11 protein-coding genes are annotated in these 12,427 nt (G+C 57.6%); 6 read left to right on the top strand and 5 right to left on the bottom strand.

From position 1 onward, the window contains the following. Positions 1-3 precede the first annotated feature (3 nt). Complete coding sequence (locus tag ACP15F_RS00445) at positions 4-1,188, top strand: aromatic amino acid transaminase (RefSeq protein ID WP_424938890.1); 1,185 nt, start codon at positions 4-6, stop codon at positions 1,186-1,188. A gap of 123 nt (positions 1,189-1,311) precedes the next feature. Here ACP15F_RS00445 and ACP15F_RS00440 read toward each other — a convergent pair whose 3' ends face one another. The 3 genes from ACP15F_RS00440 to ACP15F_RS00430 all read right to left on the bottom strand — a co-directional run bounded on the left by ACP15F_RS00440 (position 1,312) and on the right by ACP15F_RS00430 (position 3,808). Continuing rightward, positions 1,312-1,842, bottom strand: a complete 531-nt coding sequence (locus tag ACP15F_RS00440; RefSeq protein WP_424938889.1) for a hypothetical protein — start codon at positions 1,840-1,842, stop codon at positions 1,312-1,314. 302 nt (positions 1,843-2,144) lie between these two features. Next, positions 2,145-3,452 (bottom strand): ammonium transporter, encoded by a 1,308-nt coding sequence (locus ACP15F_RS00435; protein WP_424938888.1) that lies wholly within the window; start codon positions 3,450-3,452, stop codon positions 2,145-2,147. Positions 3,453-3,469: 17 nt separating this feature from the next. Continuing rightward, entirely contained in the window at positions 3,470-3,808 is a 339-nt protein-coding gene (locus ACP15F_RS00430; protein WP_424938887.1) for a P-II family nitrogen regulator, read from the bottom strand. Between the two features lie 387 nt (positions 3,809-4,195). Here ACP15F_RS00430 and ACP15F_RS00425 point away from each other — a divergent pair, with 387 nt between their 5' ends. Further along, entirely contained in the window at positions 4,196-6,430 is a 2,235-nt protein-coding gene (locus ACP15F_RS00425; RefSeq protein ID WP_424938886.1) for a transglycosylase domain-containing protein, read from the top strand. A 74-nt stretch (positions 6,431-6,504) separates the two neighbouring features. On the opposite strand, the gene ACP15F_RS00420 is transcribed toward ACP15F_RS00425, so the two are convergent. Then, positions 6,505-7,116, bottom strand: a complete 612-nt coding sequence (locus ACP15F_RS00420; RefSeq protein ID WP_424938885.1) for an MlaC/ttg2D family ABC transporter substrate-binding protein — start codon at positions 7,114-7,116, stop codon at positions 6,505-6,507. Continuing rightward, complete coding sequence (locus ACP15F_RS00415; RefSeq protein WP_424938884.1) at positions 7,097-7,840, bottom strand: MlaA family lipoprotein; 744 nt, start codon at positions 7,838-7,840, stop codon at positions 7,097-7,099. Before ACP15F_RS00415 ends, ACP15F_RS00420 begins: the two co-directional genes overlap by 20 nt. A 194-nt stretch (positions 7,841-8,034) precedes the next feature. On the opposite strand from ACP15F_RS00415, the gene ACP15F_RS00410 reads away from it, so the two are divergent. The 4 genes from ACP15F_RS00410 (at position 8,035) to ACP15F_RS00395 (ending at position 12,425) form a co-directional block, all read left to right on the top strand. Further along, complete coding sequence (locus tag ACP15F_RS00410) at positions 8,035-9,762, top strand: type I secretion system permease/ATPase (protein WP_424938883.1); 1,728 nt, start codon at positions 8,035-8,037, stop codon at positions 9,760-9,762. Further along, positions 9,762-11,081, top strand: coding sequence for an HlyD family type I secretion periplasmic adaptor subunit (locus tag ACP15F_RS00405; RefSeq protein ID WP_424938882.1), 1,320 nt, complete (start codon positions 9,762-9,764; stop codon positions 11,079-11,081). The genes ACP15F_RS00410 and ACP15F_RS00405 overlap by 1 nt, the downstream gene beginning before the upstream one ends. Positions 11,082-11,199: 118 nt before the next feature. Next, the gene (locus ACP15F_RS00400; protein ID WP_424938881.1) at positions 11,200-11,661 is read left to right on the top strand and encodes a RidA family protein; all 462 of its coding nucleotides are present in this window, start codon (positions 11,200-11,202) and stop codon (positions 11,659-11,661) included. Next, the gene (locus tag ACP15F_RS00395) at positions 11,658-12,425 is read left to right on the top strand and encodes a glycerophosphodiester phosphodiesterase family protein (protein ID WP_424938880.1); all 768 of its coding nucleotides are present in this window, start codon (positions 11,658-11,660) and stop codon (positions 12,423-12,425) included. Before ACP15F_RS00400 ends, ACP15F_RS00395 begins: the two co-directional genes overlap by 4 nt. The last annotated feature ends 2 nt before the right edge of the window (positions 12,426-12,427 follow it).

Genomic DNA, 12,427 nt, shown 5'->3' with positions numbered 1-12,427 from the left:
ACGATGTTCACCAATCTGAAAGCCCAGCCTAAAGACAAGATCATGGCGCTGATGCAGCAGTATCGCGAAGACCCGCGCGAAGGTAAAATTGACCTCGGCGTTGGCGTGTACAAAAACGCGCAGGGCGTCACCCCCGTGATGCGTGCCATCAAAGCGGCAGAGAAAGTGCTTTGGGAAATTGAAGGCACCAAAGCCTATACCGGACTGGCTGGCGATCCGGCTTACGGCAATGCTCTGACCAAGCTGGTTCTGGGTGACGTGATCCCGTCTGAGCGCCTATCGATGGCCGCCCAACCCGGCGGCACCGGCGCGATCCACCAAGCGGTCGAGCTGATCAAGATGGCCTCGCCCGATGCAACGATCTGGCTGTCGGCACCCACCTGGCCCAACCACCCCTCGATCATCAAGCACCTTGGCATGAACATGGCCGAGTACCGCTATTTCGACAACGAAAGCCGCGCGGTTGATTTCGACGGGATGATGGAAGACCTGAAGGGCATCAAGGCGGGCGACGCAGTGCTGCTGCACGGCTGCTGCCACAACCCGACCGGCGCGAACCTGACCCTACCCCAGTGGAAAGAGGTTGCGGAGCTGATCGTTGAAAAGGGTGCGACACCCCTGATCGACATCGCCTATCAGGGCTTTGGCGACGGTCTGGAAGAAGACGCCGCTGGCGTGCGCCTGATCGCGCAAGCCGTGCCGGAAGCGATGATCGCGGCCAGCTGCTCGAAAAACTTCGGCATCTACCGCGAACGTACCGGACTTCTGACCTGCATCTCGGACAATGCCGAGCAGGCCGGGATCACTCAGCAGAACCTGACCCACCTGAATCGCCAAAACTTCAGCTTCCCGCCCGATCACGGCGCCCGTTTGGTGACCATGATCCTTGAGGATGAAGGGCTGAAGGCGGACTGGATGGCCGAGCTGGAAGAGGTTCGCACCGGGATGCTGGGTCTGCGTGAGCAACTGGCAGGCGAGCTGCGTGCCCGTACCGGATCAGACCGCTTCGGCTTCATCGCCGACCACCGCGGCATGTTCTCGCGCCTCGGCGCCACGCCCGAACAGGTCGAGGCCCTGCGCGTGGATCACGGCATCTATATGGTTGGAGACTCGCGCATGAACATCGCGGGCCTGAATGAAGAGACCGTGCCGATTTTGGCAGAAGCTATTGTGAAGGTTGGGGTGTAAGCTCCAACCTACTCACTCCGTTTTGTTCTAGGTCTGCTTTGTGGGGCTCAGCTGTCGCTGTGACCCACGCCAACATAGTCTGTTCAATGCCTAATCTAACTGCGCCAGTATGGGCTTCGTCTTTTATTGCGGCCGTATGATGTCCACGAAAAACAGCAGTCCAAACATGAGAGCAAAACTCCCAAGATTGGCAAGAAGAACACCCAATGCAACTCTTTTGCGCTGGGAATTCTCTATGTCCTTTGAATATGCAAGAATAGGAGTTTCGACTGCCCAGTTCACTCCAGTCGTCGAGATCGCAAGGACGGCAAAGAACAGCACTTCAACCTGCCAAGAAACTGATTCTGCCCAGATATATTTGAAACCTACAGCTCTATCGAACCAAGATCCTAGCGTATCAGCAAACACCCCGGAGAGGACTAATCCGACTACTGAAGATGCAAGATTGGCCATCAGGACCAGCTTAAAGGCTGAACTCCAGTAGAGTCGTAAAAACCACTTAAGTAAAAACCACTCAAATATAAGTGGAAGGACAAACATCCACCAGATAGCAACGAGGCCCATTAGCGCGATACTATAGCCCCACATATTTGCAGAAGCGGCAGTAGGAAAAAGCGCGATCAACGCAAACAATGATAACCGTAGCAGTTTCATTAGTTAAGATTACTATGGGTGAGAGGGGCCACCATGATCTGTGTCAATCAAAGGAACGTCGGGACCTCGAACACTTTCGCACACATCAATCATCGGTGCCGAGAATGTCCGCTTGATGTCAATACTACGAATTCATTCACTCTGTAGTACCGATCAGTATGAGCCTAAAGCGAACATCGAAACTCAATGGTAATACGAACGAGAAAAGGGGACCTTCCAGTCCCCTTTTCCACCCTGTTGGCCTTGGTCTAGTGCCGGCCTGACAAAACCGCGCCGAGTTGCCTCGGCGCGGTTGTTTCTTTTTACCCGTTGGTGAATTCCGGGTAGGCTTCCATGCCCAGTTCGGCCATGTCCAGCCCGTTGACTTCTTCCTCTTCGCTAACACGCAGACCGATGGTGGCCTTGATCAGTGCAAAGAAGATGTAGCTTACGACGAAGACGAAGATGCCGATGGCCAGGAAGCCCATGATCTGGGTGCCAAAGCTGGCGTCAGTATTGGTCCATGCGACGATGAACGTACCCCAGAAGCCTGCAACCAGGTGAACCGGGATGGCACCAACCACGTCGTCGATCTTCAGGCGGTCCAGCAGCGGAACTACGAAGACCACGATCGCACCACCTACGCCACCGATGATCAGCGACTGGAACAGTGTCGGGGCCAGAGGCTCGGCAGTGATCGAGACCAGACCAGCCAGTGCGCCGTTCAAGGTCATCGTAAGGTCGACCTTTTTGAACATCACCTGCGTCATGATCATCGCAACAACAGCACCTGCAGCTGCAGCCATGTTGGTGTTGGCGAAGATACGTGCCACGTCCGAAACGTCCGAGATCGTGCCCATAGCCAGCTGCGAGCCGCCATTGAAGCCGAACCAACCCAGCCACAGAATAAACGTACCCAGAGTTGCCAGCGGCAGGTTCGAGCCCGGCATCGGGATCGTGCGGCCGTCTTTATACTTGCCGATACGCGGGCCCAGGATCAGGACACCTGCCAGAGCGGCGAAGCCACCTGCTGCGTGCACCAGTGTCGAGCCAGCGAAGTCCGAGAAGCCAGCTTCCGACAACCAGCCGCCGCCCCACTGCCAGCTTGCTTCAATCGGATAGATGAAGCCTGTCAGTACGACTACGAAAGCCAGGAAGGGCCACAGTTTGATACGCTCGGCCAGCGTGCCCGATACGATCGAAGCTGTGGTGGCACAGAACATCAGCTGGAAGAAGAAGTCCGAAGCGCCCGAGGCATAGCCTACGTCCACCGCGTCAGCAGCAACACCAACCGGATCAAGCGAAGTTACGGCGAAGAACGGCCCCAGCCAGCCTTCGATCAGCCAGTCGCCCGGATACATAATGCCGTAACCAGCCAGCCAGTACATAATGGCTGCGATCGAGAAGAGCGCGATGTTTTTGGTCAGCTGCATGGTCACGTTCTTGGAACGCACCAGACCAGCTTCCAGCATGGCAAAGCCAGCGGCCATCCAGAAAACCAGAATACCGCCCAGAAGGAACAGGACCGAGGTCAGGATGAAACCGGTGTGCGCTGCAGCTTCGCCCTCTGCGAAAGCCAGCCCCGGCAATGCGGCCAACAGGGCCGTCGAAATCAGAAGTTTGCGTGTCATCGTCTTTCCTTTCACGCTTATACGGCGTCTGCGCCGGTTTCGCCGGTGCGCACGCGCATGGCGTCCGACACGTCGAGAGTGAAGATCTTGCCGTCACCGATCTTGCCAGTGTGCGCGGCCTTCGAGATGGTCTCGACAACCTCGGCGGCCAGATCATCATTCACGACGATCTCAAGCTTGATTTTCGGCAGAAAGTTCACGGCGTATTCGGCGCCGCGATAGATTTCGGTGTGTCCCGACTGGGCACCAAACCCTTTGATCTCTGATACCATCATGCCGGTGACACCCACCGAGGTCAGAGCCTCGCGTACGTCTTCCAGCTTGAACGGTTTGATCGCTGCAATGATCAGTTTCACGTTCTTTCCTTTCCCTTTTCGGCATGGCGCGTTCACCATGCGCTTGCAGCAAGACAGACGCCGCAACGCAGCAAAATGCACGGGAACGGGCAGAAATTGGGCAGGAAAGCTGACCTGAAAACCGCACACGCCCGAAATTTGAAGCAGTTGCCTAGGGCGATGATGAAAATTGCAGCAGCGCGAAAAGTCGCGCGGTGAGGGGCTTCGGGCTACACTTGCCCGAAACGAATCGCTAAAGCGTTTGAGAAGAAGATTTAGACAGGTGTTGTTCCAACTCGCCCGCAGTGCTGATGTGTTTCAGGCGTTTCGGCTTTACCCTGTCCCAGAAATAAAACCGAAACGCTGTATGTCACAACGACAAGCACCGAGCAGACCCGGACGAGTATCATGAGCCAATCTGGCCAAAAGCGCCCCGCACTGGTGGCAGACAAGCGTTACCCTGCGAAAAAGGCAGCGCCCAAGAAGCCTGCGCGCAGCACGACCACTAAGCGCAAAGCCGCACCCAAGCGTCGTCGCTCGGGCGGGGGCGGAGGCGGAGGACCGCGCAAACCGCGCTCGATCCTCATGTGGCCCTTCGTTTTGATTGGTTGGGTGCTGCGGATGCTGTGGCGCCTGATGTGGAAGGGTGCGGTGGTGACGGCGCTGATCATCGGGGTTGCGGTGTTTTACTTCGCATCCACGATGCCCGAGCTGAACGCGATGCTGGATGGACGCGCTAAAGGGTCTGTGACCATCCTTGACCGCTATGGCGAGGTCTACGCCTGGCGCGGGGACCAACGTGGACGCACGATCACCACGGAAACCGTCAGCCCGCATTTGAAGAACGCAGTGGTCGCGACGGAAGACAAGCGGTTCTATGGTCACTTCGGCCTCAGCCCCCGAGGTATTGCCAGTGCGGTCCGGATCAACATGAGCGAAGGGCGCGGGCCTCTGTCGGGTCACGGAGGCTCGACCCTGACACAACAGGTGGCCAAGCTTCTGTGCCTTGGCGTGCCGTATGATCCTGATGTCTGGAAGACCGAAGCCGCGTACGAGGCCGACTGCCGCCAAGGATCCCTGTGGCGGAAGATGAAAGAAGCCGTCTATGCGATGGCGCTGGAAACCAAGTTCACCAAGGACGAGATCCTGACCATCTATATGAACCGTGCCTATCTGGGCGCGGGATCGTTTGGTTTCGACGCGGCCTCGCAACGCTACTTTGCAATCCCTGCGTCCGAACTGAACCCAGCGCAGGCCGCGATGCTGTCAGGCATGCTGACCGCGCCATCGCGCTTTGCACCGACCAACAACCTGAAACGCTCGCAGGATCGCGCGGCCACGGTTCTGCGCCTGATGAACGAACAAGGGTATCTGTCAGACACGGAAACCGCCCAGTATCAGCAGAACCCTGCCGTTCTGTCGAAAGCTGCGAAGGCGCAGGCAGGTGGGTATTTTGCGGACTGGATCATGGGCGATCTGCCGGCGTTCCTCACCCGTAAGACAACAGAAGATGTGATCATCAAGACCACGCTGGACCCGCGCATTCAAAAGTCGGCCGAAAACGCCATGGCCAAGATCTTTGACGAAAAGGTCTCGGCCGGGTCAAAAGCACAAGCCTCGATTGTGGTGATGAGCGCAGATGGCGCTGTACGTGGTCTGGTCGGAGGGCGCGAAACCCGAGTTACCGGTGCGTTCAACCGTGCGACACAAGCCAAGCGCCAAACAGGTTCGGCCTTTAAGCCCTTCGTTTACGCCGCCGCTTTGGACATGGGATACCAATGGGACGACTTCGTTGTCGACGAACCCTATTGCCTGAACATCGCGGGATCGGGCGAGTGGTGCCCTAAGAACTATACCAAGAATTACTATGGCCCGGTCAGCTTTACCGAAGCTCTGGCCAAGTCGTTGAACATCCCCGCCGTGAAAGTGTCCGAAGAAGTCGGGCGCGAGGCGGTGCGTTCGGTCGCGTCGATGTTCGGAATCGAAAGCGATCTGGCCGCTGGTCCGGCGCTGGCGCTTGGGGCATCCGATGGCACGCTTTTGGAAACCACCGGCGCCTATGCCGGCATCCTGAACGGTGGATCGTCCGTGACGCCCTATGGCCTGACCGAGTTGCGGCTGGTGGGTGACCGCGATCCGTTGATGACCCAAACAGGCGGGATTGGCGAGCGTGTGATCTCGCGCGAGGCAGCGGCGCAGCTGACCTATATGATGAGCCGTGTGGTCGAAGAAGGCACCGGTACGCGTGCGCGCATCGACGGGCTTGAGATCGCGGGCAAGACAGGCACCAGCCAATCGGCGCGTGACGCGTGGTTCATTGCCTTCACGGCGGATTACGTCATGGGCATCTGGATGGGCTATGACGACAACACGCCGTTGAAAGGCGTGACCGGCGGTGGCCTGCCTGCAGAAATGTGGCGCGAAGCGATGGTGAATATTCAGTCTCAGCTGGTACCCACCCCCCTGCCAATGATCCGCCCGCGCGGGACGCCTCGGTTTGACGGGCGCACGATGTCTTCGGGTGACAGTCAATCGATTGGCATCCCGCAAAACAACAGCCGCGGTGGTGGTCAGTCAGTCGGGGAAGCCGTCGAAGACGCATTGATCGGGGTGCTTCGGTCAATCTTCGGCCAAGGTAACTAATCTGATATCCAGACAAAGAAAAACCCCGGCGCGATGGCCGGGGCTTTTCCTTGTCTATCAAACAAGATTTAGCTTTATCGCAGATCCGCAATAAGCTGGTTCAAGTCGCCTTTGCGACGATCCAGCATAGCGCCGATTTCCTTGCGCTCGGACTTTACAATCGAGATGCCTTCAACCTGCATGTCGATGAACTTGCCGTTCTGGGCGGCCACGATGAATACAACATCAAAGGGCGAATGGCCTTTCAATGTGGTCTTGGTCAGAACTTCGAAACGGCTTTTCACCTGCTTCGTGCTGATGACATCAATGCGGCCACCTTCAAACTCGCGAAAGCGGCTGCCATAGCGGCGCGCGATGTAAGCACGGAAGGCTTTGATGAACGCGCTTTTCTGCGATGCGCTGGCAGACCGACCATCCGGGCCCAGCGCCGACAGCGCGATAAAATTTACATCCGCGTATTTCGCGAACACGCCTTCGAATTTCTTGATCATCGACGCTTCAGAGGCGCCCGAGTTGATGATCGAATTGATGTCGCCAACAACTTTGTTGATCAGGCTTTCAGCTTGCGACGCGGTAACTGCGGCCATAGCGCGCCCCGGCATAGCTGCCATGACGCCAAGCGCAGCAAGCCCGCCGACGAAGGCGCGGCGTGTCATCGAGGTCTCGTTACCCATCATACGCATCATAAATATCCTCAAGCTCATCATCTTCTACTTCAACACCCAGTTCGTAACGGCGCGAGTCCAGATAGTAGAGCTGCATCAGGTCATAGCCTTCTTCGCTCTGATAGAACTCGTCAATCGTGTCGCTGAACTGATAGCGATCACCAAACTTAGACAGCACCCACGCGGCTTTTGGAAGATGTTTCACTTCAGTCGGCAAAGCCAAGCTTAGTGGGTTAAGCACGAAGTCCACCAAGATCCCGATCCCATCACGCTCGGTCGACGGGCCAAAGAAAGGAAGAACCACGTAATCCCCTTCCGGCGCACCCCAAACATGCAGAGTTTCTCCGAAATCGCTGTCACGCTCTTCGAGACCAATATCGGTGGCGATATCGAAAATGCCAAGCAGACCTAACGTAGAGTTGAACGCAAATCGTACCGTGTTGTGGACGGCGTCCTCGATATTACCTTGCAGCAGATTGTTCGCCACGACCCCGGGCAAGGACGCGTTGTCCGAGAAGGACGACACAGAATTGCGCACAGGTTGCGGAAGAATGGTGCCGTAGGTGTTCGATGCAGGCGATACCAGAGCACGGTCCAACTTGATGTTGGCACCGTGGGTTCGGCGGTTCTGAACTTCATGCGGGTCGGCATAACCAGACGGCGCAGGCGCTGTCGCACATGCACTCATCCCCATTAGCGCCAGACCGGCCAGCGCGACCTTAGTTTTTGAATATTTTTTCTTCACGTGAACTATCGCTGAATTTGATGATTTCCGCCTATTCCGGCCACACATAATAGATGCAGATGCATTGCACAGATGTTAAGGCTATCGCAGCTATTGAATGTGACTATTTAGAGACAGTTGCAAGCAGAATCCTGCCGAGCGTTTGATGCGCCCGGTGCTGCGAGCCAACGTCAATAGAGAACGAGCCGACCAACATGAGACAGAACCAACTGATTCAAGGGCTAGAGGAGCTCCGCACCCAGCGTCGTAATTTGCGCGGTTTGATGTGGAGCGTTGCTTTGTTCTCGGTGTTTGTGAACCTTCTGATGCTGACGGCTCCGATCTATATGCTGCAGTTGTATGATCGCGTATTGGGAAGCCGTTCCGAGGCGACCTTGATGGCGCTGACGCTGTTGATGGCGTTCCTATTCCTGATGATGGGCATACTCGACTATGCACGCGCGCGCATTTTGGCGCGGGCTGGGGCTCAGTTTCAGGCTTCGCTTGATCAGCGTGTTTTTTCTGCCGTGATGCGCCAACCAGGCGGAGAGGCCGGCGCATCCGCTGGGCTGAAAGACTTGGAAGCCATACAAAAGCTTCTGTCCAGCCCGGTCATCACCGCAGCTTTCGACATTCCCTGGACTCCCGTTTTCCTGTTCGCCATCAGCATTTTTCACCCATGGTTGGGAATTCTGGCCGTTGTGGGCGGGGCTTTATTGATTGCAATCACAGTGCTGAACCAGATGTTCACGAAAGGGCCGCTGACCAAAGCCACAATGGCCACCCACCGTGCGGACCAAATGGCCGAGCAGCTGCGTGTGGAATCCGAGATGGTGCGCGCGCTTGGCATGTCCAGCGGCGCCTACAAGCGTTGGCATCAGTCCCGCGAGGTGTCTTTGTTCGAGAACCTGCGCGCCTCGGATCGGCTGGGCCAGTTCTCGGCCATGTCGAAGACGTTCCGGCAGTTTCTACAATCCGCGATGCTCGGTCTTGGGGCTTATCTGGCATTACAGGGCGAGATCTCGCCGGGTGCCATGATTGCAGGGTCGATCCTTCTGGGCCGCGCGCTTGCTCCGGTCGATGCAGCAGTGAACCAGTGGCAAACCGTGCAGCGCGCGCGGTCCGGCTGGCAAGCACTGGCCGAGCTTTTGGCCGAAACGCCGCCCGAAAAGGAACGTACGACGCTGCCGCGTCCTGACGCCAAACTACATATCGAAAATCTGACCGTTATTCCGCGCGGCGCAAACCGCGCCGTTCTGCGACAGGTCAGTTTCGACATGAAACCCGGCGAGGCTTTGGGGATTATCGGACCGTCTGGCGCTGGCAAATCGACGCTTGCTCGCGTTTTGACGGGCGTCGTCACGCCAGATGGCGGAACCGTGCGATTGGGCGGAGCGTCACTGGACAACTATTCGCCCGAAGCATTGGGGCGCTATATCGGCTATCTGCCGCAGCGCGTGCAGATGTTTGAAGGCACCATCGCCGAAAACATCTCGGGGCTTGACCTGAAACCGGATGCCGCTGCTGTCGTCGCTGCGGCTCAGATGGCGGGGGCGCATGACCTGATCCTGTCATTGCCCGATGGCTATGACACTCGGCTTGCCCCCGGGGGCGCAACATTGTCGGGCGGTCAGATGCAGCGTGTCGGATTGGCCCGTGCGATCTATGGCGACCCTGTCATCCTTGTGCTGGATGAACCGAATTCGAACCTCGACAATGAAGGAACGCAGGCCTTGAACACCGCCATACGGGCCGTGAAGGCACGTGGCGGAGCCGTGATGATCATGGCGCACCGTCCCGCTGCCATCAAAGAATGCGAGATGCTGTTAATCATTGATGACGGTGTCGCCCGCGGCTTCGGCCCGCGAGACGATGTGTTGAAAGCGCATGTTCAGAACGCTCAACAAATTCAGTCTTCGCAAACAAACGGGGGAGCACAGTGATGCAGAATGCTCCAATGCAAAGCATGCCAAACTTCTCGGCCCGCCGCCCGCTCATCCTTGGCTTCATCGCCTTGCTGATCCTGGTTGGTGGCTTTGGCACTTGGTCCGTTGCCAGCAAGCTTTCAGGCGCCGTGATCGCTGAAGGTCAGGTTCAGATCGAACAGAACCGCAAGGTAGTTCAACATCTGGACGGGGGGGTCGTTACTGAGATCCTGATTGACGAAGGCGACACGGTCGAGGCTGGCGATGTTCTGATCCGTCTGGATGAGGGGCAATTGGCCTCGCAACTTACGATCATCGAAGGGCAGTATTTCGAGCTTCTAGCCCGTCAGGCGCGCTTCGAAGCAGAGCGCGACGGTACTGACGCCTTAGTGTTTGATCCCGAATTGACGCAAGCCGCCGCTGACAACCCTGAAGTCGACGGCCTGATGCAGGGCCAATTGCGATTGTTCAGTTCGCGCATGGATGGGATGTCGACCCAGCTTGAACAGCTTGAAAAACGCAAAACCCAGATCTCGCGCCAGCTGGACGGGTTGGCGGCACAAACCTCTGCACTGCAAGAGCAGCTTCTTCTGATCCGCGAAGAGCTGGCAAACCAACAGTCACTTTTGGACAAAGGCTTGTCACAAGCCTCGCGCGTGTTGGCACTGAAGCGCGAAGAGGCGGCCATTCTGGGCCGCCTTGGCGAGCTTTCCGCCAGCGCTGCCGAAGCTGAACTTCGCATCACCGAGACCGAGCTGCAAAGAATCTCGCTTAAGACGGATCTGCGCGAGCAAGCCATTACTGAGCTTCGCGATTCTCGCGCGACCACCCGCGATCTGGCCGAGCAGCGAAGAAACACTCGCGAACAACTGGAGCGGCTGGAAATCCGCGCGCCTGTTTCGGGTGTGATCTATGGATTGCAGGTTTTCGCCGAACGCGCAGTGATCCAGCCAGCACAGCCTGTTCTGTATGTCGTCCCACAAGATCGCAATTTGGTGATTATGACGCGGGTTGATCCCATCCATATTGATCAGATTTTCACTGGGCAGACCGTGTATCTGCAATTCCCCGCCTTCAACAGTCGCGAAACCCCCGACCTGCTGGGGCGCGTGACACAATTGTCGGCGGACTCTTTCTCGGACGAGCTGACGGGACAGTCCTTTTATCTGGCCGAAGTGCAACTGGATGACGAACAGATCGCGCGCCTACCCGAGGGGGCTGTGCTGATCCCGGGGATGCCGGTCTCAGCCTTTATCCGCACGACAGATCGCAGCCCGATCCTGTATCTGGTCGAGCCCCTCTTGGATTATTTCAAGAAAGCCTTCCGCGAGTCCTGACCCCGTGCGGCGGGGAAAAGCTCGGAGGCGTCGGTTTCCCCCTTCCCCTGATCCCGGACGCGGGCTAGCGTCCAGAAAAGGCTTGATCTTCAGGCCTGCCAATTGAAAGGATCGCCCGATGAGCGCTTTTGAAACCCGCCTTGCTGAACTGGGCGTCACCCTGCCCGATGCCCCTGCCCCTGCCGCCAACTATGTGCCTTTCGTTCAGGTCGGAGACCTCGTGCATGTCTCGGGCCAGATCTCGATGAAGGACGGCGCATTCCTGACTGGCAAGCTGGGCGAAAACATGAGTGCCGAAGAAGGCGCCGCGGCTGCACGCAGCTGTGCCATTGCCCTTCTGGCGCAGGTCAAAGCCGCTTGTGGAGGCGATCTGGACCGTCTTCAGCGCGTGGTGAAACTGGTGGGCTTCGTGAACTCGACCGCCGACTTTGGCGACCAACCGAAAGTGATCAACGGCGCGTCGGACTTTATGGTCGAAGCCTTGGGCGATGCTGGCCGTCACGCACGTTCCGCCGTGTCCGCCGTCAGCCTGCCCTTTGGCGTGGCTGTAGAAATCGAAGGCATTTTCCAGATCAAATGACGCGCAAACCCGTCCCCCTGCCGCAAAGCTTTTTTGATCGCCCAATCGCCCACCGCGCCCTGCACGATAAATCGGCGAGCCGCCCCGAGAACTCGCGCGCGGCCATTCGCGCCGCCGTCGAGGCCGGATACGGGATCGAGATTGATCTACAGATGTCGAAAGATGGGCAGGCCATGGTTTTTCACGACTATGACCTGTCGCGCCTGACCGGCGACGCTGGCCCTGTGCGCCAGCGCAGTGCGGTCGAGTTGGGCGAGATCGGTCTGACCGGTGGGGACGAGGGCATTCCAAGCTTCGCCGAGGTATTGGACATCGTGGCGGGCCGCGTGCCCCTTTTGGTCGAACTAAAAGACCAACACGGTGCCATGGGTCCACATGACGGTGTGATGGAAAAGGCGACGGCGGAAGCACTGGATGGCTATGTCGGCGACGTGGCCGTCATGTCCTTCAACCCCCATTCGGTTGAAGAGTTCGGCAAGCATAATACCACCCTGCCCCTTGGCCTAACGACCGAAGCGTACAAACAGGAAGACAACTCACTTCTGCCCGCCGCCACGCGCGAATACCTGCGCGACATCCCGGATTTCGACCGGGTTGGTGCCAGCTTCATCAGCCATGACGTGCGAGATCTGGGCAATCCAGCGGTCACGCAGCTGAAAGAGCGTGGTGTGCCTGTATTCTGCTGGACCGTGCGCTCGCCCGAGGTCGAAGCCGAAGCTCGCAAGGTCGCCGACAACGTGACGTTCGAAGGCTATCTGGCTTGACC

Source organism: Aliiroseovarius sp. S253, assembly GCF_049800855.1.
Classification (GTDB): domain Bacteria; phylum Pseudomonadota; class Alphaproteobacteria; order Rhodobacterales; family Rhodobacteraceae; genus Aliiroseovarius.
Note: the sequence above shows the minus strand (reverse complement) of the source record. Positions and strands in the feature narration are given on the sequence as shown.